Genomic DNA, 22,700 nt, shown 5'->3' on the forward strand with positions numbered 1-22,700 from the left:
TGATTGTGAAAGGTGTATGGCTAGCGTCTGGAAATGCTCAATGTCCTATCCGATTACCTCATGCGCTCCCCAGTGATGAAGACAACGTTGGTTACCCTTGACACAATTTGCGAAAAAAGGACTGTAGCTGCTCATAGCGAAAAAATGGTGCAGCGATTCGTTGTCAAAAAGCAGTCAATGCGTAAACCTCTGATTGCTTTGGGTATCGCGCAGCATCTGTACTATTTAAGGGTGTTCTGCAACTTCGAACAGCTCCTCATCAGTCAGTACCACTCAGTGATCCGTTGCTGCGATTCAGTGTTTTGCCGACGCATCTGCATTCTCAAAATATTATTGGCGTTGCGCTCTGCTGACCAACATCAGATTGACAGTGGAGTCCCCGTTTTTTGCAACCAGTGGCCACAGTGATCTATCACAGCTTGATCGGTAGCTATGTGAAACACGACTACACCACTACCATACTCGTTAGGGTGTTCTGCGTGGTCTTCAGCGACTCAAGCGCGGGATTGGCATTGCATCTACCGGTACCGTGGTGGAGTCATGTTCTTCACGTAGGTAGTCGGGCAGCTCACTATTGTCATTCGTGTCCTGATTGTTCTTGCGCAGTGCATTTTGGATTTGGTAATTGCGGCGTTGTAACCAAGCGTCCCGTGTGAGCGCGTAATCGTCTACAGCGCCGTCGCGTATGTTGTCAAACGATAACAGCCGAGCGCGGGTGTCAACCAATTGCAGACCCTGTAGACCGTAACGCCATGTGTTGTTATCGATTTGCCGTAATAGGGACAGCGGAAGATCCCCTGCCAAGCCAAAGGTGTCGCGCACTGTGCGTGGCCCAAACAGGGGAAGTTCGAAGTAGCGTGAGTTGTACCAGCCCCAAAGTGCCAAAGTCTGCCCAAAATTTTCGGTGCGGCGCGGAATTTTCGCTGCGCTGGCTGGATCAAGGAGACCGCCCAGCCCTAGCGTGGAATTCAGCAGAAACCGGCCCAGCGTCTGTAATGCATAGACTGGGTGGTTTTGCAGCACTTGGTTGACCATTGTCAGCGGTGAGCTAAGGTTATTGAAAAAATTGGTCACACCCACTTGCGCCTTCTTTGGCACGACATGTACATACGCGTTAGCCAGTGGCCGCGCGAGATTGTGGTCTATAACGACGTTGAATTGGTGCATTGCACGGTTGTAGCGTTCCCAAGGATCGTAGGTGGTGTGAGTGTCGTTTGGCCTGGGTATGTTTGTATCGGAATGACCAACAGACGGCGAAATGGCTCCGTAAAGCGCAGCGTAGTCATCTTCCGCTTGGGTCGGAGTATTGTCTGCGGTGTTGTTATCTGCTGCTGCTGTCGGCATCACCAGGGAGGAGGCGTCCTGCGGCGTGACTGTCGTCGTTTGAGGCTTGGTGGGAGGGGCTGGCGTTACAGTCATGACAGGTGCAGACCTGTCCAAAGCAGTCACTGTCGGCATGACGGACTTCGTTGCCTTGTTGGCACAGGCCGCCAGTAACAATGAGGATGCAATGAGAGTTAAGGCTTGAGGGTGATGCATGGCACGTTTTCGGGTCAGGGCTGGAATTGCAGGTCAGAGGACATTCTATAGGCCGCGAGCAGCTCCTTCAGACCGGCGGGAGGGGCAACAATTGTTGGCACGCTGCCCCCCTGGACACGGATACGTTCCATTACTTCGGCAAGCAGCGCAACACCGGTGCTGTCTAACTGTTTGATGCCTGCCAGATTAAGTTGGGATACGCCATTACTTTTACTTTGCGCTTGGATTTCAGACCATAATCCGATGGCTGCATCGCGATTAAGAGGGCCGCTTAACACCAGTGAGTTACCGTCGCGATGTAGCTTAGTCTCACTTCCCATTGCTCTTCCCGACTTGCAGGTTATCACTGCGCAGCTCTGCGGCAACCTGAGCGATCCCCTTTTGGCGCAGCGGTGCGTCGAACTGATTTCTGAAAGTTTGTACGTAAGAAATGCCTTCGATCATGACATCGAAGATTTTCCATTGGCCGTTAACATTACGTAGCAGGTAGTCAACTGCAATAGGGTCAGCTCCAGAACGGATCAATTCTGTCGAAACTCTGACATTACGATTGCCTGGTAGGCGGCTCTCGGACTTGGCGCGGAAACTGGGTTTACCCTCAAAGGTCAGCAGCGCATTGCCGTAACGTTGCATGAGATTTTCGCCGATTGCGTCGGCGAACAGCTTTACATCGGTGTCTGATGCGTTACGAGCGTATTTCCCTAGTACCAAACGTGCAGCGTAATCACGATCAAAAATAGTAGTGAATTCAGTCTCCATGAACTGACGCAGCGCTTTGGGGTCCTGGCGAAATTGGGCACGCTGCTGTTCTAGCGTGGATAGGACGCGCGCACTCGAGTCAATCACCATCTTAGAGGCTTGGCCTTGGTTGACCTCGGCGATTGATGATGCCTGAGCCAGCATCATGGATGGAAATGCGGTTGACAGAGCGTAAGCGAACATGATGTAGAACAGTGTGGTCTTCATTGGTGAGTTTCTTGAGTGTCTGTGTGAGAGGAGGCAGCGTGATCGGTTGTGCTGGTGGTGTTGCTGGATGTGGATTTATCGCTGCCGCCACTGAACATGTATTTTCCGACTAACTGGATTAAGTCCACTGCTGGTTGAGTAAATGCGATCTGATCCCCAGGTTTGAGCACTTCCGGGTCGCCGCCAGGCAGCAAATTGATGTAACTCTCGCCGAGGAGTCCACTCGTGAGAATGTTGGCTGAGGTGTCTGCAGGTAGATCCTTGTATTGCTTGTCTAGCGACAGCGTGACCACCGATTCAAATGTTTTCGGGTCCAGCGTGATGTTACTGACTTGGCCGATGTTAACCCCGCTGATTCGTACCGGGGCTTGCTTGCGTAGTTGTCCAATTTGGGTGAAGTGAGCGGTAAGAGTGTATTGGTTGCTGCCCATACTCCAGCGTTGGTTGGTGGATGCGACTGCTAGCACCATTAGCGAGGCTAGGGTTAATAGCAGAAAGGTACCCACAGCGAATTCAAGTCTTGGTCCACGCATAACGATGGTTATCTCACTTTTTGATCCAACAAACACTCTGATATGGATGGATCAGAGCAGGTTTTCACTTCATATTTCTTTAAATATCTTGCGTAGAAAAACGCTGATTTTTTCATGTGGAGGACGGGGCAGGCAGCACGGATTATCGGAATAATAGTGCTGATAGCACGAAGTTAAACATCAATACCAGCAATGACGCGTTGACGACTGCACGCGTGGTTGCGATTGAAGTGCCCTCAATGGTTGGTTGCGCATGGAAGCCTACGTAAGCTGCCACAAGAGCCGAGGTGCCACCAAAGATTGCTGATTTGAGCATTGCTACGCCGAAATCCTCCAAAAAGTCCACGCTGTTGCTCAATCCTGACCAGAATAAACCGTTGTCTATGCCTAACACATGGACTGCTTGGAAGTAACCACTGCAGATGGCCAGTGAGCAAAACACACCTGTGAGTAAAGGTACAGTCAATACCGCTGCCCAAAAGCGTGGCGCCACTGCTTTAGCGATGGGGTCGATGGCCATCAGCTCCAGTGCCTTGATCTGATCGGTCGCACGCATCAGGCTCAGTTCCGCCGCCACTGAGCTGCCCGCACGTCCGATGAAAAGCAGAGCAGTCAGCACGGGCGCAAGTTCGCGATACAGTGATAGGCCTAGGAGGGTGGATAGTGCGTCGGAAGCGCCATACAGAGTGAGTGTGCGGTAGCCTTGCAAGGTCAGTACCAAGCCGACGAACGCGCCTCCGACGGCGATGATTGGTAGCGAGCGCGCGCCAATCTTGTAGATTTCACGGATCAGTTCGGCGAAGAAGTCGCGTGTGGGCAGCGAGCTGCGTAATACAGTGAGTGCAAACAGACCAGAGCGGCCTAGCGAGCTGATTGAAGATACCAGTGGCATTAGGCGGAACTCCGTTCAGATGTGCGTGGTGCTGCATCGAATGGGATCGGCCCGTCCGGTTGCCCATGCATAAACTGGTATACCAGCGCATCGTTGCTGGCTTCCAGCTGCGCAGGCGTGCCGGCAAAAATGACCGTGCTATTAGCAATCACGACCGCTTGGTCGCAAATGGGGAGCGTCTCGTGTACGTGATGGCTGACGATGATTGTGGTTAAGCCAAGACTGTCATTAAGGCGCTTGATGAGACTCACGATCACACCACTGGCAATCGGGTCCAACCCTGTCAGGGGCTCGTCGTAAATCATCAGTGGTGGATCCAAAGCCAGCGCACGTGCCAGCGCTACGCGCCGTGCCATTCCGCCTGATAACTCACGTGGCATCGCTTCGGCGGCGGCTCGTAGGCCAACTGCGTGTAGCTTCATCAGGACCAACCGTTGCAGCAGTGGTTCTGGCATCCGAGTGTGCGCGCGTAGCGGCAACGCCACGTTTTCAGCGACGCTCAGGTCGGTCAGTAAACCGTTACCCTGGAGTAATACCCCCAAGTTGCGCCGCATCTCTAACAGTGCTTGGGTTCCTTGTGGGATTCCATCTCCGAACAGACGGACCTCCCCCTCAGTCGGCCGAAGCTCGCCTGTCAGTGCTGCGAGCATGGTCGATTTACCACTCCCGGATGGGCCTAGCACCGTGGTAATACTGCCGCGCGGCACTTGCAATGCAACATTGCTTAAAACAGTGCGTCCGCCGCGTTCGATACGGACACCGGACAATTGGACGGCGGGTGTTGGAAGTATCATCGGATTCTAGGCTAACATAAAAAATATGTTAATATTGTTCAATTTTGTGAATGGCACGGCGACTAGTCTGTCCAGGTATTAAAGCGATTGAGTGTGCCCAGTTTTCTGTATTGTCTGGGCTTGGGCTTGCCATATATTTTAGGTTACATCGCCCATTGTGACCTTGCGCAAATTTTTTTGAAAGTACGGAAGAGTCCCCAAGCGATTCACTTTTTACATGACGCCTTGCGCTGTGCGTCTGCTGAGGCAAGATGTCCCAGATGATGGTCACCACTGACTTTCGCCTATACCACTCCAATGCACTCGACGTTCTGGCGGGATTGCTGGCCGAAACGTTGCGGTCCCCGGTGCCGGGCCAGTCGTTGTTGGTCCCAGACACAATATTGATTCCACAAGCGGCCATGCGGCGTTGGTTGCAAGCCACGTTGGCCACCACGCATGGTGTCGTGGCCAATCTGGAATTTTTGACTCCGGGCGAGTTCGTTGCCCGTGCATTGGATGCCAATCTTGGTGCCGTGCCGAACGCTTTGGATACGGCCGTGTTGCATTGGCGACTATATGCAGCGTTGCGCGATCCAGCATTACTGACGCAACCAGCGCTTGCTGAATTACATGCTTACCTGGCAGATGGCGACCTCTTCAAACCTTGGACATTGGCCGAAGCACTGAGTGCAGCATTCGAAAAATACCAGGCTTGGCGTTGCGACTGGTTGCTACGCTGGGAGGCGGGCGCAGATCCGGACGATCCACAGGCCATCCTATGGCGGCATAGTGTTAACGGTGCTACGCACCGCGCACGCCGCATCCACGACTACCTGAACCGTTATGGGTCAGGGACAGCCCCTCCCCCTCAAGGACTGCCAGCGCGACTCTTTATTTTCGCCACCCTCAACATCTCCCCAGATGTATTACGTGTCCTGGCGACCCAGGCACAGGTTGGCACACTGCACTTTTACCTGCCGACCCCGACCAAAGAATATTGGGGTGATGCGCAACCCTTCACGCAACGCTTGCATCAGCCCACCGACTGCGTCACCCAGACCGGAGAAAACCGCCTACTCCATACCTGGGGTGCTGCCGGGCGTGATTTCATGACTGTGTTGGGGAACTACGAAGTCGTCCATCCCTCTGGCGAAATCACCGCATACGATGATCCGGAACAACGTCCAGGCACCACCCTGGATGAAGGCGGCCTGCGCGATAGCCTATTGCAGCGCCTGCATGCGGATCTATTCCATAACCGTTCGGCACCCGTCCCCGCCCCCTTGCCCGCACCGCGTCTGGAAGATCCCAGTCTCCAGTTTCACGCCTGTCATACCCGACTACGTGAACTCCAGGTCCTTCATGACCGGCTCCGTGCCTTGCTGGAACCTAACTCACCGGAGGGACAGCGTTTTAACCCTCCCTTACAACCGCGTGAGATTGCCGTATTGGCACCGGACATCGACCTCTACATCCCCTATCTAGAAGCCGTGTTCGGTGGACATGCCCATAGCGACCCCTTGCCATACACACTGGCTGATGCCAGCCCACTGATTGATGAACCGTTGGCTGAAGTCTTCTTGCGTCTCCTCGACTTGCCCGTATCCCGCTTTGGCCTGCACGAAATATTGGACCTCCTGGCCAGCCTGCCGATGGCCACCCTTGCTGGCTTTGACACACAGACCTTGGAGATCCTGCGAAGCTGGCTGACCGCCGCCGGCGCACGCTGGGGATTGGATGCTGCCCACCGTGCCGAACACCAAGCCCCAGCTGACGACGCCTACACCTGGAGCTTTGCACTGGACCGCCTCCTCCTGGGTCACGCCAGCGGCGCAGATGCCGATATTGCTGGCGTCGCTGCTTGGCCGGATCTGGAAGGCAGCATGCTGACCGCATTAGACACCCTCATCCGATTACTGCGCGTCCTCGCCAATACACGACAACGCCTGAGTGAGGCCCTATTACCGACACAGTGGCGAGAACGCCTACTGAGCCTGCTTGATGCACTCCTGCCTGACATCCCCACCGCACCATCCGGTATCCAGCGTCCCTTAGAACGCTTACGCAGACTGATCGACACCTTCGCCACCGATGCCACACGCGCCGGAGTGGCCTTACCCGTGCCAGCCGAAGTCGTGCGTATGCACTTTGCCGCTTTACTAGCCGACACCGATACCCGCGCCCCACTGCTCACAGGTGGCATCAGTATTGGCCGCATGGTTCCCATGCGACTGCTCCCCTTCCGCGTCATCTGTTTGTTAGGCATGAACGACGGCGACTTCCCGCGCCGCGATCCTGCGGCTGGCCTCAATCGCCTCACCGCCGAACTTGGCACCGCACAGCGTCGCCCTGGTGATCGCTCCCGACGTGATGACGACTGCCTCCTACTTCTACAGCTATTCAGCGCCGCCCAAGACGTCTTCTACGTCAGCTACCTTGGCGCTGATCCACACGACGGCAGCCTACGCGAACCCTCACCGCTGCTCACAGAACTACTTAGCACCGCAGCCACCTACCATGCCGACCCCAGTACAGCGGCCAAAACACTGCTACTGCGGCATTCATTACAGCCATTCTCCCCCACCGCCTTTGGCGCCGACGGCGACCCACGCCGATTCAGCTACCACCCCTTATGGCAGGCCGCCGCCGCGAGTATTGAAGGACAGCGCCACCCTCTGGCCCCCTGGTGTCCCCGCCGACTCCCAGCCCTTCCCGACCCCGAACCCCCCCTACCACTGGATAGCCTGCGGCGCTTCTTGAGCGCCCCTGCAGAACAGTTCCTACAACAGCGCCTGGGCCTACGCCTGCCCGAACCCCCTCAGACCACCGATGAATGCGACCCCCTCTGGCTTCCCAGCCACGGCCTAGAACGCCATCGACTCGACACCCTGATATTTGCCTCCCTACTCCATGAGAATGACGACACCCTCTACCCACAACTACGCGCCCGCGCATTACTCCCCTCAGGTCCCTTAGGCCAACAGCAACTCCAAGAACGCATTGAACACCTGCGCCCCTATGCCCAAGCATTTGCACATTGGCGCGGTACCGCCCTCCCACAGTCCCAGTGCCTTGAAGTAATGATCGACGGCATCCGTCTCCACGCACACATTCAGGACCTCTACCCCCACGGAATCGCCCGCCTGCGCCTGGGCCCCCCTAACGGCCCCGCAGTACTGCGCCACGGATTAGATTGGCTGCTGGCCAGCGCCGCCGGCCACCCCTGGCCCCTGGTCCGCTTTGAAGATGCAGGCGTTGCGGGCCTAGGTCCCCATCTACAGCCATCCTTGCCCAGTTCCCAAGCACAGACCGCACTGACCCTACTACTCCGCCTGCGCACGGCTGGCCTGCGCCAGCCCCTACCCTTTGCCCCCTACAGCGCCTGGGAGTACTACACCCAGCGCGACACCCCCGAACGTGCCTTGCAGACCGCCCGCGCCCGTTGGCGTGGTAACGACCACCAATGGGGCGAAAGCAACCATGCAGCGATCCAATTAGCACTGCGTAACCACGATCCCTTTGCCACCCCGCAGACCGCTGCCCACTTTGCACAGCTCGCAACACTGATATTTGACCTACTCACCACCGGTCAAGCTGACCCAGAACCCTTGACCTGGCTGCAACTGCACCCATGAACCCTCCCCATGACCCCTATCTGACCTTGCCCCTCCACGGCGTGCGTCTGATTGAAGCCTCCGCGGGCACTGGTAAAACCTTCACCATGGCCACCCTCGTCACCCGACTTGTGGTCGAACGAGGCTGGCGCATCGGCCACATTCTTGCAGTGACCTTCACCGAGGCCGCGACCCAAGAACTACGCACCCGGATCCGCGAGCGCCTAATACTCGCCGCCCGTCTCGTCCCGCAGGCTGCTGAACTGCCGGTGCCCCTTCCCGCAGCACAACCACAGATACCGCATCCAACACCCCATCCCCAGGATGCACCCCGCATCACTCCTGGAGTGACCAACTCCACCTCCCCTGAACCCCCAGATGTTGCGTTGACCCTACAGATCCTGCGTACCCACCTTACCGCTACGGATGAGACCCCACACGCCCTGCACTCCCGTTTACAACAGGCCGCCGATGAAATCGACCTCGCGGCGATTTTCACCATTCATGGCTTCTGCACACGCCTACTGCGCGAACATGCCTTGCATACCGGACAAAGCTTCATTCCGCCTACCTTACTGGCCAGTGACCGCGATTTACTACACGAACTGGCCGCCGACATATGGCGTCAAGAAATTGCTGATCCCGAGGCCATCCAAGACCTCATCCACCTCTGGCCCGCAGGCGCACCAATGCTGGCTCAGGACCTGACAGACCTGCTCTACCAACCGCACTTATCTCCCGCGCCATCGCTGGAAGCACCAGTGACGCTGCCTGATGCTGCCCTTGCCGCCGCTGAGACCACATTGCGCCACCTCTGGCAGACCGAGGGCGCGGCACTGCGCAGCGCACTGCACACCGCCTTAGAAGAGGGCGTCCTCAACAAGAAAAGCTACAAAGCCGATGCACTGAACGATCTCTGGGACTGGATGGAACGCTGGAGCCTCGCACCCAACGCCTATCCAGAGCCACACCCCAAACTGCAAACATTGACCGTTGCGGCCTTGCAAGCCGGCACCAATAAACAGGGTGCCGGACGCACCCCAAACTCCCCCGTGAGCGAAGCCGTACAGCATTACCTGGACGCACTGACGAGCATCGAAACAGCACGCGCTCAGCATCGCTTACGTCGCCTGCATCGCTTGCGTGCCGCAGCCCGCCTCCGCCTCACCGCACTCAAACGCCAGCGTCGCGTACAGACCTACGATGATTTGATTCAACGTGTCGCCCAGGCACTGGATGGGCCGCATCGCCTCGCCTTGGTGCGCTCCCTGCGCCAACAGTACCGCATGGCCCTCGTCGATGAATTTCAAGATACCGACGTGGCCCAATGGCGCATCTTTCATCATGTCTTTGGTGATACCGAGCACGCACACACCGCCGACCTCACACCCGCATTGTTTTTGATTGGCGACCCCAAACAGGCCATCTATGGCTTTCGTGGCGGCGACGTACACACCTACCTGGCCGCCGCCGTCCGTGCCGAACGCGCCCCCCCGCTGGAGCGTAACTTCCGCTCCCGTCCCCTATTACTGCGTGCTATTGAAGCACTGTATACCCAAGCCGGCGATGCAGCCTTCCTCACCCCAGGCATTGCCTTCCACCCCGTACAGCCAGGCGCCCACTGCCGCGATACAGACCTCAGCAACGCCGGAGTTCCCGCGCCCGCGTTACAAGTGTGGCAAGCCCCACCGCCATTGGACAGCACCGCCAAGGGCAAACCCAAACCCTGGAATGCCGATGCCGCGCGCGCCCTATGCACCGATGCCTGCGTCCATGCCATTCACCAATGGCTTGCCGACGCACAGACCGGGCGCGCCCTGCTGGATGGCCGTCCCGTGGGTGCCGGCGACATCGCCGTATTGGTGCGCAGCCACCGTGAAGCCACATTGATGCAGCAGGCCCTAGCGCGTGCGGGCATTCCTGCCGTTGCTGCTGGCAAACGCAGCCTATTGACTACCGACGAAGCCAATGAAGCCCTGGCACTATTGCTGGCACTGCTTCACAGCGCTGATGAAGGCCGTTTGCGTACCGCACTGTCCACCGTCCTCGTGGGCCTTACCGCCGAGACAATCGCCACATTTGACCATGACAGCGTTGCCTCCCGTCACTGGCAGCGCCAGGCGTTGCACTGGCGCGAACGCTTACACAGTGGCGGCCCCTTGGGGTTACTGACCGACCTATGCGCGCTACATGCCGCACGCTTGCTCAGCCTCTTCGACGGTGAGCGCCGTTTGAGCAACTACCTACAACTGGGCGAACTACTCCAGCAAGTCCACTTGCGCGCCCTGGGCTTACATGGCTTGGTTGATTGGTTGGCACGGCGGATTGCTGAAGCCAAGAATGATGACGAAACACAGCTATTGCGTTTGGAATCAGATGCGCGCCGCGTGCAGATCGTCACCCTGCATAAAAGCAAAGGCCTGGAATACCCACTGGTCTTCCTGCCTTACGTTGCGATTGGCCGTTCCCATGCCGGCCCAGGCCGTTATTGCGTCGTACACGATGCGCAGCAAGGGCGCTGCCTGCATTGGTGCCTTGATAAACAAGCACCAGAGTGGCAACGCGCTGAAACAGCGTGGAAACAGGAACAGCGCGCTGAAGAAGCACGCCTACTTTACGTTGGCCTGACCCGTGCCAAACATGCACTGTGGATCGCTACCGGCACCTTCTATCAGACGGAACGTACCGCCTTATGGCCACTGCTGGGTGATCCCCAGGCAGTGCCGGCGCAGTCTGGCATCGTCTTTGACACCGCTGTACCACCGGCAATTTTGCCCCGTTTGACCCCAGAACAGCCGCACAGCGTCCCCCCCGCACGGACCGCACAGCGTGGTGCCCTGCTTTCGGATTGGTGGGTGTACAGCTTTACCCAATTGGCGCATGCCAAAGCGGAGCCTGCTCCTGATGGGGGTCGCCGTATTGCCGAGCCACTCACTGGAGGGCAGGACGAACCAGCCTGGCCACAGGATGCCATCCAACAGCCTCTGCCTGGGAGCGAAGTACCCGCCGACCCCCGTTTTACCGGCATCCGTTTTGGTGTGGCACTGCATGAAGTGTTCGAGCGTACCGATTTCCTAGCCTGGAGCACTTGGCGTGCCAATGTCCCTGTGCCTGCGACGGAACGTGGCGTGTTGCTCCAAGCCCTGCGTGGCAGCGGCTACGTGGCTGAAGACGTGGAGGCCGGTATCGCCTTGCTAACCCCATTGGTGGGCCATACCTTGACCAGTGTCCTTCCCGAGGGCGTGCGTTTGTGTGATGTGCCGACAACCGAGCGGCGACCGGAGATTGAATTCCAATTTGTCATCCAGGCCACGGCGGTGGATGCCTTGCTTGCCTTGCTCCATGACCACGGCTTGCTACAGCAGCGTCAGAGCTTCGGCATGCGGCGTCGCTTGGAAGGACTGATGACCGGCATGATCGACCTCATTTATCGCCACGCCGGACGGTGGTACGTCCTGGATTACAAAAGCAATCGCCTGCCGGATTACACACCAGCGCATCTTTCTGTGGCGATGACTGACAGTGAATACGACCTACAGGCGCTGATCTACACCGTGGCCCTGCATCGCTGGTTGCGCTTCCGTTTGCGTGATGCGTACGACTACGCACGTGATATGGGAGGCATCCGTTACCTGTTCTGCCGCGGTATGGACGCGACGCGTCCCAATGCAGCGGGCGTGTATACGCAATCCTTTGCTCCTGCCTTGATTGAGGCAGTTGATGCGATGTTCAGTGGAGTCTGTCCATGAGCCTGCGCGCGGTGCTCTTCCAGCCTGGTGTGTTGTGTCATCGCTGGTGCTGCTGGTTGCGTTTCCATTGGAGTGAGGGTGACGCCGTTGCGCGCGCGATGGGTGGTATCGGTGATCTGTGCTGCCGGAGTGCGCCTATGACGTGTACGGATGCAGTGGGGGTAAATGCGCCGTCTTTTATTCCTGCCTTGATCGCTGCGGTCGCTGTGATGTTCAGCGGAGCCTGCCTATGAGCCTGCTCGCCGCGCTCAACCAGGCTGGTGTGTTGCGTACGTTGGATGATGCGTTGGCGCGGAGTTTGTGCCGTCTTGATCCGAAGACTCCGGACAAGGTGGCCGCTGCCGCTGCGCTGGCCTCAATGGCGGTGGCGCATGGTCACGCGGGTGTAGATCTGGCCCATCCTGGATTGCTCGCTGGAGAGATGTTCGACTGGCCTTCCGCTGCGGAGTGGGTGCATCTGCTGCGCGCCAGTCGGTGGGTGGCCGAGCCATCTGAGGGGGAGGCACCAGCACCGACAGGGCAGCCGTTGGTGCTTGAGCAAGGGGTGCTCTATCTGCGTCGCTATCGTGAGTATGAGCGGCGTTTAGCGATCGGTTTGCGTCGGATTGCCGCTGCACGGTTGCCACCGGCTGAATCGGCCGCGGTGGCGACGGTGTTTGCGGCGTTGTTTCCACAGGCACGCGCTGGGCAGGATCGTCAGGCATTGGCGGCTGCGTTGGCGTTGCAGCGTGCGTTATTGCTGGTCACGGGGGGGCCTGGGACTGGCAAGACAACGACGATTGCGCGCCTGTTATTGCTGCGTGTCGCCCAGGCGCGGCAACAGGGGCAGGCGTCGTTACGTATTGCGCTGGCCGCGCCGACGGGCCGTGCGGCCGAGCGAATGGCTGAAAGTCTGCGTGCGGCGGCAGGGCATGTGTCCGCGGCGGGGGGGGATGCGGCGTTGTTTGCCGCGTTGCCGTCGGGAGCGAGTACGGTGCATCGTTTGCTTGGGGTGATCCCCGATACGCCGCGCTTTCGTCATTGTGAGGACAATCCGTTGCCTTATGACGTGATCGTGGTGGATGAGGCTTCAATGATGGATCTGCCGCTGATGTGTAAGTTGGTGGATGCTGTGGCGGACGGGACGCAGTTGATTTTGCTGGGTGATCCGGATCAGTTGCCGTCAGTGGAGGCGGGCGATGTGCTTGCGGGGATTCTTGCCGCTGCCGGTTCCGGTGAGGTGTTGGATGTCGCCGATGCGCAGGTATTGGCGCCCTTGTTAGGCGCGCCGTCTGCAGCGGTTGTTGCAGAGTGTCACGTTGTCCGCGGGGGGTTACATGGGCATCGGGTGCATCTGCAACACAGTCACCGTCAGGGTGAGGATTTAGCGTTGGCGCCGTTGGCTGAGGCGGTGCGTTTGGGGGATGCGACTGCGGTGCTGGGGATGTTGCGTCGCGGCACACTTCGTGGGGTGCAATTTCATGAGGGGGTCTTGGATCCGTGTGTCGGGGCTGGTCAGGTGTTGTTGGCGCATTGGCGTGCGTTGGCTGCGTTGTCTGATCCGGTGCAGGCATTGGCAGCGGCGGGGCGATTACGTTTGTTGACGGCGTTGCGTGAGGGGCCGCAGGGGGCGGCGGGGATCAATGCGCGGATTGAGCGCCTGCTCGGCGGCGGCGGTGTGGATGGTTACTTTCATGGGCGGCTGTTGTTGATGACTGAGACTAGTTCTCGTCAGCGTTTGTTCAATGGTGATATTGGGGTGTGTCTTCGGGATGATGATGGGACGATGTGGGCTTGGTTTTCTGGTGCTGGGGGAGAGGGTGTCCGCGCATTTGCACCGGCTGCGTTGCCGGCGCATGAGAGTGCGTTTGCGATGACGGTGCATAAGGCGCAGGGGTCGGAGTTCGATACGGTGTGGTTGCAGTTGCCGCGTCAGGAGAGTCGGGTGCTGTCACGGGAGTTGATCTATACGGGGTTGACTCGTGCACGCCATGGGTTGCATGTGGCGGGCAGTGAGTCGGTGTTGTGTGCGGCGTTGGCACGGCAAGCGGTGCGTGTGTCGGGGCTGGCTTGGCGGCTTGGTGTCACTGGTTGCAACACGGTGCCAATAGGGGCAGGTGCGGGGGATGCGGAGGTGTTTGGCAAGGGGGGGCAAGGGGTGTTGTTCTGAACGTGGCGGTGCTGAGGTGGGTCATGACAGTGGTGTGGATAGGCCGGGGGATGTGCGGTACTGCGTCATGACATGGATTGCAAACTCTGGGTTCAGGTTGGCATGGAGGCGATGTCTTTGATGTTGGCTGTGTTTTTGTGGGGTGTGCGGTGGAGTCAGGTTCTGTCGGTCGGTGGTATCAGGCGGGGGGGTATAGGTGTGTGTAATGGCATTGCCTGCGGAAGTTGTTGGTGATTGGTGGCTGTTGCATCACGGTGGTTCGGGCTGCGTGGTCAATGGGTGTTGCGCTGTTGCCAGCTTTAGATGATGGAGCGGTGTATCGGTGATGTTGAGGTGGCGCAGTATGGGTGCTGTGGGCAGGGGTCGGCGTTGGATCAAGTGGTGTGTCATGTTGCGGTTTGGTTGTATTGCTTGGTGTCGTTGATTGCTGTCTTGATTGACAGGGACAGGGACAGGGACAGGGACAGGGACAGGGACAGGGACAGGGAAAGTTGTGCGAGTGACGATGGTTGCGTCTGTTGAGACGCTGAGCGCGCTGGAAGTTAGATGAGTTTGTTCCGGTGTCGATCGTCGGTGCGTGATGTGAGTGGGCGTGGGGATGTCGGTGTTCTGGGATGGGCTTGCTCTGGAAGGTGGTGATTTTCTGCAGTGCTTTGTATGGCGGGGGTTAGACTTTGAAGCCGTATTTCATTTCCGATGGGACATTTCATGAGTATTCGTGTTCTGACTGGTATCACTACTTCCGGGACGCCCCATTTGGGGAATTATGTTGGTGCGATTCGTCCGGCGATTCGTGCTGCTGGGGCGCCTGGAACTGAAAGTTTTTATTTTTTGGCGGATTTGCACAGTTTGATCAAAGTGCAGGATCCAGAGCGTACGCAGCGTTCGACGCTGGAGATTGCGGCGACTTGGCTTGCGTGTGGTCTGGATCCGGAAAAGGTGTGGTTGTATCGGCAGAGTGATGTGCCTGAAATCACAGAGTTGATGTGGTTGCTCACTTGTGTTGCCGGGAAGGGGATTCTTAATCGTGCGCATGCTTATAAGGCGGTGGTGGATAAGAATCGTAGTCATGGGGATGATGATGATGCAGGGATCACGGCCGGTCTGTTTATGTATCCGGTGTTGATGGCGGCGGATATTCTTCTTTTTAATGCGCATCAGGTCCCAGTGGGACGCGATCAGATTCAGCATATCGAGATGGCGCGGGATTTCGCGCAGCGTTTTAATCATATTTACGGTGGGGAGTATTTGGTGCTTCCGGAGGCCGCTATTGATGAGCAGGTGGCGACGTTGCCGGGTTTGGATGGGCGCAAGATGAGTAAAAGCTATGGCAATACGATGCCGCTGTTCTGTACGCGGGAGGAGTTAAAGAAGTACGTGTTTTCGATTGTCACCGATTCGCGTGCGCCAGGGGAGCCGAAGGAGGCTGTTGGTTCGGCAGTGTTCCAGTTGTATCAGGCGTTTGCTGGTGTTGAGGAGTGCAGTATGTTCGCGCAGGCATTGGTTGAGGGTCTCGGGTGGGGGGAGGCAAAGGTGCGTTTGTTCGAGCGTATTGATGCGGAGGTTGCGCCGCTGCGGGAGCGTTATGAGGATTTCATGAGGCGTCCGGCGGATATCGAAGCAATGTTGCGTGATAGTGCGGGGCGTTTGCGGGAGAGGGATGCAATCCCACTTTTGGCACGGTTGCGTGAGGCGGTGGGGTTGCGGAGTTTGTCGCTCTGCATGGTCAGTGCGGTGCCGGTGCCGCAAGAAAAGGTGGCGTTACCGGTATTGAAGCAATATCGGGAACAGGATGGGCGTTTTTATTTCAAGTTGATTGATGGGCAGGGGGCGGTGTTGGTGCAGAGTCGGGGGTTTGCTTCGCCGCGTGATGCCGGTCAGTGGATCGCTTTGTTTAAGCAGGTGGTGTCTGCTGAGGCGTTGGTCTCTCCGATGTTGGAGCCGGTGGCTGATCCTGTTGTTGTGCTCGCTGCGCTGCGTCGGCTGCGTGAGGCTGGTTTGGATTTATATACTTAATTGCACCAAATTTTATTCAATTCATTTTGATTTGAATGCACTAGATATTTGGTGAGCAATTCTTCCCCATGGAGGTTGCAATGAAAGATGTAATGAGTATTTCAGAGTTCTACAAACGCTTTCCAACTGAGGCAGCATGCGAAGGGTTGATTGCAAAAGAACACTGAAACGATGAGCCTGTGTGTGCCCTCACTATGGTGAGTGCGAAGCGTATTCTGTAAAAAGCACTATGGGATACAAATGCGCCTCTTGCCGTAAACGTTGTAGCGTTCGCGGCATAAGAATGATAGATGTATCAAAAATTGAATTACAAATAATGGTTCTCGCCAATTTTGTTGCTTACTACTGCGCGTAAAAGCATTTACAAGCGTTCAATTTTCCAAAGCGTTGGGTGTTACACAAAAAACTGCTTGGTTTTTGGCAAATCGAATCCGTAAAGTTTGCGTTACAGGCAAAAGGTTTCTCGGCGGCAATGTTGAAGTGGATGAAATTTATATTGGTGGCAGGGAGAAAAACAAACACGCTTTGCGTCGTCTAAAAGCTGGGCGCAGAGCAGTAGGCAAATAGCAGGTAATTGCGCTAAGTAAATGCGGTGGTCCGATGGTGGCACACAACATTGACGTTGCCGATAAAACAACAATTGGACCAAATCATACGTGAAAGCGTAGTAACTAATTCGATCATCATTACTGACGAACCACAGAAGGTACAAGAGCCTGAGTCAATACCAACACTTCACTGTTAGGCACAGTGCTGGGGAATACGTGAATGACCGTGCATCAACCAATGGTGTTGAATCTTCCGGGCACTTCTTAAGCGTGCTTACTACGGCACTCCCCACTGGTGGAGCATAAAACATGTAAACCGTGATATTGCTGAATTTGCCTATCGTCAATATAAAATCCGCCTAAACGGTGAATCCGCGATTGCGGCCCTGATACATTCAGGTCAAGGAAAACGTCTAACGCTATTCTGCGTTAACGAACTGAGATAGCTATGCCTCCAGAAATGGCTCTACTCGAACTAGACTTTGATGAAGCCGTAAGGCGCGTCATTAAGGCAGCCAAAAAGCTGCCCAAAGGCGATAACAGCGCCCGCAATTTACGCGGAACTATCCATAGTGGTGATTGCATCAAAGTCATGCAGACTTTGCCAGCGGAGAGCTTTCGCGTCATTGTCACGTCCCCACCATACAATCTGAAAAATTCTACGGGGAATGGCATGAAGGATGGGCGTGGCGGCAAGTGAGCAAACGGGGCTCTTATCGAAGGTTTCGATAATCACGAAGATGTTATGCCGCATGACGAATATGTGCGGTGGCAAAGGGATTGTCTAACTGAAATGATGCGCTTGCTTCGCAACGATGGTGCAATTTTCTATAACCATAAGTGGAGAGTGCAAGCGGGGCTTTTGCAAGATCGTACTGACATTGTTACAGGGTTCCCTGTGCGGCAAATCATCATTTGGCAGCGTAATGGCGGGATTAACTTCAATTCCGGCTATTTTTTGCCAACGTATGAGGTGATCTACTTAATCGCAAAACCAGACTTCAAACTGAAGCCAAAAGCAAACGCCATAGGCGATGTGTGGACTATCCCGCAAGAATCAAAGAACCCACACCCTGCTCCATTTCCTGTCGAATTAGCGCAACGCTGTATTGAGTCTGTGGGTGCTGAACCTGTTTTAGACCCATTTATGGGGAGTGGAACAATTGCAGTTGCGGCTGAAATATTGGGTTATGACTGGGTTGGAATCGAAAAATCGCCTAAATACGTTGAAATGTCACTTGATAGGCTAAAGAGCCTCAAAGGAAAATAGTGACATCATGATTGCAGAAGACGTTTTTTTTCGAGAGTACGAGGCGTCTTGCAAAATGATTGGGTACAGCTTCCAGACTATCCGGGCTACAGAGGTACAGGTGGCCCAGGGCTTCTACTAGAGGAGTTGTTGGGGCTGAAAGCAAACAATAGCGACACCCCTGACTCTGGCAAGTGGGAAGTGAAATTTCATAGCGGAACTTCTCTACTAACGCTTTTCCATAAAACACCAGGGCCGAAAAACGTCATGCACACGATGGTCAGAACCTTTGGTTGGCCTGACGATCACTGACGAACCAGCTTCAGGCACACCATACGTGGTGAGTCAGATCGCGGCTTCAAAGTGGTGTATGAGATAAACCGAATAATCGTTCGTAACTCTCTCCATACAGACTTCATACCTCCATACTGGGAAACAAATGAACTGCTAGCCGCATTCGCCTACAAGTTGCGTCGCTTAATCGTGGTACATGGAACAAAGCGCGGCGGTAGGGTCAAGTATGAAAGCGCACGGCTTTACTGGGAACCACAGTTATCAGGAATCGTGCAAGCATTAACTAGCGGGGTAATGGCAATTGACTTTGATGCCCGCACTACCGATGGTTCGGGGTTGGGGTTACGCGATCATGGAACAAAGTTCCGTATCAACATTGACGACTTGCAGCATTTATACGGAAAAAACAAGCGATTTTAGTTTGGTGCAATCAAGTATAAATCACGGTTGGTTGAATGCAGGGATAGGACTGTTGCTTTCTGTGGTGAGGTAGCCGTGTCGTGCTGCGGCAGGAAGGCTGTGTTGTGAGTCTATCTGGCGTTGCTGTGGTGACTGGGGTGTCACGTGGTCGGTGATTGTTGAGATGTGTCGGTGTGCAGGGCGGTGTTTCAAGGCACGCGGGATGTTGGTTGTATCAAATGGGTTGGGTCATCCGTGTTGGTTGGGTGTTGTTGCGTAGGGATGTAGGACGGTTGTGGGATGTTTCACCGTAGTGTGGTGCGGTTTTTGAGCAGTTCACGCAGTTCGTACTTGTCGATGTCGTCCAGGGGCTGGGTCAGTTGTTTGGTGTGGAGTGCGTTCAGGCGTTGTTGGAGTAGCTGTTTCTGCATTTGTGTCATCGCGCCTTGTAATTCTTGGGTCCAGGTGGCGGTGTCACCTGGCATGGTTTGTGTGGCTAGTGTCTGTAGTAGGACGTATTCTTCGCGTTCGGTGAAGTGTTCTAGCAGGGCGCCTGTGGTGATCTCCGGGCGCTGGTGTATCAGGTCGAGTAATTCTAGTAGTAGGGCGATGCCTGGTTGTTTTAGGTCGTTAATGGCAAGAGGGTATGGGGTGTTCAGGGTCATTGCCAGGGAGGGCTGTTGCAGGATGATTGCGATTGTTGTGTGGATGAGGTTGCGTTTCTGTGCAGTAAGGCGTGTCGCTGGCCGTGATGTGGCGGCAGTGGCTGGTCCGGGGTGGGCGATGTTGACACCGGTGAGGTGTGCCAGGCGTTGCCGCATGAGGTCGTTAAATGCGCCTTCGGGGATTTTCATGAGCAGTGGGCGGGCGCGTTCGGCCAGGCGTGCTTTGCCGTCCAGGGTATGCAGGGCGATGTCGCTGGAGAGTGTGTCGAAGAAGAATTGTGACAGTGGGATGGCTTGTTTGAGGCGTTCGTTGAATGCGTTTTTGCCTTCTTTACGGACGATGGTGTCTGGATCTTCGCCATCGGGCAGGAAGAGGAAGAAGGCTTGTCGTCCTTCTTTCATGCGTGGCAGGATCGATTCAAGTGCGCGCCAACCGGCTTTCCGGCCGGCGTTGTCGCCGTCAAAGCAGAAGTACACGTCCGGGGTATTGCGAAATAGGAGTTCGGCGTGTTCTACGGTGGTTGCTGTGCCAAGTGTGGCGACGGCTTGGGTGATGCCAAATTGGAAGAGTGAGATCACATCCATGTAGCCTTCGACGACGATCAGTCGTTCGATGTTCTGGTGTGCTTGGCGTACTTGCCAGAGGCCGTACAGTTCGCGGCTTTTGTGAAATAAGGTGGTTTCCGGGGAGTTGAGGTATTTCGGGCTTTTATCTTTGTCCAGGACGCGGCCGCCAAAGGCGATGACGCGGCCGCGTCGGTCAAAGATCGGGAACATGACTCGGTCGCGGAATTTGTCGTAGACGTGGTCGCGGTCGTTTTTGGAGAGCATGCCTGCCCGATCTAATAGGGTGATGCGTCGTTCGTCGGTCCCTAGGGTGTCTTTCAGTACGCTATATCCGTCGGGTGCGTAACCAATCTGGAAGCGTGTGCGGGTGTTGATATCAACACCGCGTTCATTCAGGTATGCCTGGACTTTGGGGTTGTTTTCTAGGTGTTTTTGGAAAAAGTGAGATGCAGCCTCTAGTGCGGCGTAGAGTGGGCGGCTGTCGTCCTGGTGTGCGTGTTTTTGCTGGGTTTCGCGGGGGATTTCCATTCCGGCGCGTTTGGCCAGTTCGTCGACGGCATCAAGGAATTCGAGGCGGTCGTAGTTCATTAGAAAGTTGATGGCGGTGCCGTGTGCGCCACAACCAAAGCAGTGGTAGAACTGCTTGGTCGGAGAGACATAGAAGGAGGCGGAGCGTTCGTCGTGGAATGGGCACCGCGATGCGTATTCTTTGCCTTGACGCTTCAGCGGTAGGCGGCTGCCTACTACCTCCACGATATCGGTACGGGCGAGTAGTTCATCAATGAATGCATCAGGGATGCGGGCCATTTTAGTAGTGTAGGCGGTCTGTCAAGTGTGGTGTTGTATTGGGGGAGGGGAGCTGTCGGTGGTGTAGGGGGAGGGTTGTGTGGTTGGGGGGCATTCGTTGGATTCTGTCGGATGTTCGTTTCAGCAGTGCGGTCGGTGATGTGTGTTCGCATCTCGGGTGCAAGGGCTGTGCAGCACGCGTGATAGGGATGGTTGCGTTAGACATGGTGAGCACGCAACGTAGCAGAATGACATCGCGCAGTGTCATACACCGTAATGCTGGTCAGGTGTTCGGTGGTGTTCAGTGTTGGATGTTTCGGATCTTGTGATCACGTAACCGTTCGTCGATGACGGCAGTCAGCAGTGCGCCGATGAAGAATACGACGGATGTGTAGTACATCCATACCAGCATAATGACCAATGCACCCATTGAGCCGTAGGCGCTGCCTGGTGCTGCGGTGCTGATGTACAGCCCGATGGCATAGCGACCCAGTGTGAATAAGCAAGCGGTGATTGCGCCGCCGATGTAGGCTTGGCGCCAGTTGACTGTTCGGTCTGGTAAATAGCGGTATAAAAACGCAAAGGCTAGCGTGTACAGCACCAGTGTACTTAGGTAGCCTATCGTCGGCAGCATGGAAGGCAGGTGTGTAAACACGACTTGCAGTGCGGTTGTGGCGACCATGGAGATGATCAGCAGGAAGCCCAGTGCTAACACGACACCGAAAGAAAACACACGCTTTTTCAGCCATGCTTTTATTCCTTCCAGGCGCCGTTGATCGGTGTGAAAGATGAGGTTCAGCGCGTTTTGCAGTTGTGCGAACACTGCCGTAGCACCTATGAACAATAACAGTGTGCTCCACAGTCCTGCCAGGGTACCGAAAGTGGGTTGTGCGGTGGCGTTTTGTAAAATCGTTTTGGCGACGGTGGCTGCGCTGTTACCCGCTAATTGTTCAATCTGTGTGATCAGCGTTGCTTGTGCCGCAGGATAGAGTGAGGCAGTTAGCCAGAGGAGCAGTACCAGTAGTGGTGCCAGTGATAGCAGTGCGTAGAAGGACAGTGAGGCGGCTTGAGTCAGTAGGTCGATCTCGTTGAAACGGTTGACCAGCGCCATCGGTAGGCTTTGTTGCAAGCGTTCTAGGTGTTTGTTCAGTTGTTTGGGTGAAAGGAGGTTCTCCGCCATAAGTTGTATGCCGTGTTGCTAGTGCGGTTTACGCAATGGAGTTGTCTGTGTGCGTCATCCGTTGGCGTTGTGTTTCTAGCAGTCTGGATGGCAAAAACAGGTGAATGGGTGGGGGGATTAGGAAGAGGTGCCGGACCAGTGAGACGGTCCGGAATGTGATGCCCCGCGAGTCAGGATAAGTTGTTCTTTAAGTTGGTACGTTGGCCTGAAGTGTGTTTTCTAGCGGCTTGGAGGGCGAGGGGATTACTGAGACAGGTGTTTTTTCACCAGTGCAGAGACTTGTCCCATGTCGGCTTGGCCGGCAAGTTTGGTTTTGATTGCCCCCATCAGTTTTCCCATATCGGCTGAACTTGAGGCCCCAGTGTCTGCAATCGCTGTTTGGATTGCGGCAATAATCTCTGCTTCGCCGAGTCTGGCTGGTAGGTAGCGTTCGATGACTTTGATTTCATCGTGTTCTATCTGTGCGAGGTCTTCGCGGTTGGCATCGCTGTATTGTTTGATTGAGTCCCTGCGTTGCTTGACCATTTTTTGTAAAACAGTGAGTACACCGTCGTTGTCCAGGGGGATACGATCGTCGATTTCTTTCTGCTTGATAGCGGCGTTGATCAGCCGAGTGACCCCTACGGTGTGTTTGTCGCCGCTCTTCATGGCGGCTTTCATGTCATCGGTGATCTGCTCTTTTAGGCTCATGTGCGCCTCCGTCAATGAGGAAACTGGCCGTCAGTGGGTGGTTTGCTGGATTGATGATGTCTCAGGGTAAAGATAAAAAAACCACCAA

16 protein-coding genes and 2 pseudogenes are annotated in these 22,700 nt (G+C 55.7%); 8 read left to right on the forward strand and 10 right to left on the reverse strand.

The genetic code is table 11. The features are described 5' to 3' along the window. Positions 1-486: 486 nt before the first annotated feature. The 6 genes and pseudogenes from F7G16_RS03685 to F7G16_RS03710 form a co-directional block, all read right to left on the reverse strand. A complete protein-coding gene (locus tag F7G16_RS03685; protein WP_225621640.1) occupies positions 487-1,344 on the reverse strand; it encodes an MlaA family lipoprotein in 858 nt (285 codons plus the stop codon). A gap of 209 nt (positions 1,345-1,553) precedes the next feature. Next, a complete protein-coding gene (locus tag F7G16_RS03690) occupies positions 1,554-1,859 on the reverse strand; it encodes an STAS domain-containing protein (protein ID WP_004089844.1) in 306 nt (101 codons plus the stop codon). After that, the gene (locus F7G16_RS03695; RefSeq protein WP_004083608.1) at positions 1,849-2,505 is read right to left on the reverse strand and encodes an MlaC/ttg2D family ABC transporter substrate-binding protein; all 657 of its coding nucleotides are present in this window, start codon (positions 2,503-2,505) and stop codon (positions 1,849-1,851) included. The genes F7G16_RS03690 and F7G16_RS03695 overlap by 11 nt, the downstream gene beginning before the upstream one ends. Positions 2,506-2,581: 76 nt before the next feature. Next, positions 2,582-3,044 (reverse strand): annotated as a pseudogene (gene mlaD / locus F7G16_RS03700) (outer membrane lipid asymmetry maintenance protein MlaD); the annotation flags it as partial. 136 nt (positions 3,045-3,180) lie between these two features. Continuing rightward, positions 3,181-3,930: an MlaE family lipid ABC transporter permease subunit gene (locus F7G16_RS03705; RefSeq protein ID WP_004083606.1), complete on the reverse strand. Its 750-nt coding sequence runs from the start codon at positions 3,928-3,930 to the stop codon at positions 3,181-3,183. Next, positions 3,930-4,724: an ABC transporter ATP-binding protein gene (locus F7G16_RS03710; RefSeq protein WP_004089839.1), complete on the reverse strand. Its 795-nt coding sequence runs from the start codon at positions 4,722-4,724 to the stop codon at positions 3,930-3,932. Before F7G16_RS03710 ends, F7G16_RS03705 begins: the two co-directional genes overlap by 1 nt. Positions 4,725-4,975: 251 nt before the next feature. On the opposite strand from F7G16_RS03710, the gene recC reads away from it, so the two are divergent. The 8 genes and pseudogenes from recC (at position 4,976) to F7G16_RS12095 (ending at position 18,745) form a co-directional block, all read left to right on the forward strand. Further along, positions 4,976-8,341: an exodeoxyribonuclease V subunit gamma gene (recC, locus tag F7G16_RS03715; protein ID WP_014607435.1), complete on the forward strand. Its 3,366-nt coding sequence runs from the start codon at positions 4,976-4,978 to the stop codon at positions 8,339-8,341. Next, complete coding sequence (locus tag F7G16_RS03720; protein ID WP_004089835.1) at positions 8,338-12,069, forward strand: UvrD-helicase domain-containing protein; 3,732 nt, start codon at positions 8,338-8,340, stop codon at positions 12,067-12,069. Before recC ends, F7G16_RS03720 begins: the two co-directional genes overlap by 4 nt. Continuing rightward, positions 12,066-12,302: a hypothetical protein gene (locus F7G16_RS03725; RefSeq protein ID WP_004089833.1), complete on the forward strand. Its 237-nt coding sequence runs from the start codon at positions 12,066-12,068 to the stop codon at positions 12,300-12,302. The genes F7G16_RS03720 and F7G16_RS03725 overlap by 4 nt, the downstream gene beginning before the upstream one ends. Continuing rightward, positions 12,299-14,218, forward strand: a complete 1,920-nt coding sequence (gene recD, locus F7G16_RS03730; RefSeq protein ID WP_004089831.1) for an exodeoxyribonuclease V subunit alpha — start codon at positions 12,299-12,301, stop codon at positions 14,216-14,218. Before F7G16_RS03725 ends, recD begins: the two co-directional genes overlap by 4 nt. A 708-nt stretch (positions 14,219-14,926) precedes the next feature. Then, positions 14,927-16,234, forward strand: coding sequence for a tryptophan--tRNA ligase (locus F7G16_RS03735; RefSeq protein WP_004089825.1), 1,308 nt, complete (start codon positions 14,927-14,929; stop codon positions 16,232-16,234). Between the two features lie 996 nt (positions 16,235-17,230). Next, positions 17,231-17,482, forward strand: a complete 252-nt coding sequence (locus F7G16_RS03740; protein ID WP_004089823.1) for a site-specific DNA-methyltransferase — start codon at positions 17,231-17,233, stop codon at positions 17,480-17,482. Positions 17,483-17,527: 45 nt separating this feature from the next. Beyond that, entirely contained in the window at positions 17,528-18,052 is a 525-nt protein-coding gene (locus tag F7G16_RS03745; RefSeq protein WP_011098196.1) for a DNA-methyltransferase, read from the forward strand. A 129-nt stretch (positions 18,053-18,181) separates the two neighbouring features. Continuing rightward, a pseudogene (locus F7G16_RS12095) lies at positions 18,182-18,745 on the forward strand (MvaI/BcnI family restriction endonuclease). A gap of 21 nt (positions 18,746-18,766) precedes the next feature. On the opposite strand, the gene F7G16_RS03760 reads toward F7G16_RS12095, so the two are convergent. The 4 genes from F7G16_RS03760 to F7G16_RS03775 form a co-directional block, all read right to left on the reverse strand. Continuing rightward, entirely contained in the window at positions 18,767-18,937 is a 171-nt protein-coding gene (locus F7G16_RS03760; protein WP_155274701.1) for a hypothetical protein, read from the reverse strand. 92 nt (positions 18,938-19,029) lie between these two features. Further along, a complete protein-coding gene (gene dnaG, locus F7G16_RS03765; protein WP_004089815.1) occupies positions 19,030-20,763 on the reverse strand; it encodes a DNA primase in 1,734 nt (577 codons plus the stop codon). Positions 20,764-21,043: 280 nt separating this feature from the next. Next, a complete protein-coding gene (locus tag F7G16_RS03770) occupies positions 21,044-21,922 on the reverse strand; it encodes a YihY/virulence factor BrkB family protein (RefSeq protein WP_004089811.1) in 879 nt (292 codons plus the stop codon). A gap of 243 nt (positions 21,923-22,165) precedes the next feature. Continuing rightward, positions 22,166-22,612, reverse strand: a complete 447-nt coding sequence (locus F7G16_RS03775) for a GatB/YqeY domain-containing protein (RefSeq protein ID WP_004089810.1) — start codon at positions 22,610-22,612, stop codon at positions 22,166-22,168. Positions 22,613-22,700 lie beyond the last annotated feature (88 nt).

The sequence above is a fragment of the Xylella fastidiosa genome, from assembly GCF_011801475.1.
Lineage (GTDB): Bacteria > Pseudomonadota > Gammaproteobacteria > Xanthomonadales > Xanthomonadaceae > Xylella > Xylella fastidiosa.

Coding starts and splice junctions, on each gene's coding strand:
- F7G16_RS03685 (WP_225621640.1), bottom strand. CDS start 1,344: ATGCCGACAGCAGCAGCAGATAACAACACCGCAGACAATACTCCGACC.
- F7G16_RS03690 (WP_004089844.1), bottom strand. CDS start 1,859: ATGGGAAGTGAGACTAAGCTACATCGCGACGGTAACTCACTGGTGTTA.
- F7G16_RS03695 (WP_004083608.1), bottom strand. CDS start 2,505: ATGAAGACCACACTGTTCTACATCATGTTCGCTTACGCTCTGTCAACC.
- F7G16_RS03705 (WP_004083606.1), bottom strand. CDS start 3,930: ATGCCACTGGTATCTTCAATCAGCTCGCTAGGCCGCTCTGGTCTGTTT.
- F7G16_RS03710 (WP_004089839.1), bottom strand. CDS start 4,724: ATGATACTTCCAACACCCGCCGTCCAATTGTCCGGTGTCCGTATCGAA.
- recC (WP_014607435.1), top strand. CDS start 4,976: ATGTCCCAGATGATGGTCACCACTGACTTTCGCCTATACCACTCCAAT.
- F7G16_RS03720 (WP_004089835.1), top strand. CDS start 8,338: ATGAACCCTCCCCATGACCCCTATCTGACCTTGCCCCTCCACGGCGTG.
- F7G16_RS03725 (WP_004089833.1), top strand. CDS start 12,066: ATGAGCCTGCGCGCGGTGCTCTTCCAGCCTGGTGTGTTGTGTCATCGC.
- recD (WP_004089831.1), top strand. CDS start 12,299: ATGAGCCTGCTCGCCGCGCTCAACCAGGCTGGTGTGTTGCGTACGTTG.
- F7G16_RS03735 (WP_004089825.1), top strand. CDS start 14,927: ATGAGTATTCGTGTTCTGACTGGTATCACTACTTCCGGGACGCCCCAT.
- F7G16_RS03740 (WP_004089823.1), top strand. CDS start 17,231: ATGCCTCCAGAAATGGCTCTACTCGAACTAGACTTTGATGAAGCCGTA.
- F7G16_RS03745 (WP_011098196.1), top strand. CDS start 17,528: ATGCCGCATGACGAATATGTGCGGTGGCAAAGGGATTGTCTAACTGAA.
- dnaG (WP_004089815.1), bottom strand. CDS start 20,763: ATGGCCCGCATCCCTGATGCATTCATTGATGAACTACTCGCCCGTACC.
- F7G16_RS03770 (WP_004089811.1), bottom strand. CDS start 21,922: ATGGCGGAGAACCTCCTTTCACCCAAACAACTGAACAAACACCTAGAA.
- F7G16_RS03775 (WP_004089810.1), bottom strand. CDS start 22,612: ATGAGCCTAAAAGAGCAGATCACCGATGACATGAAAGCCGCCATGAAG.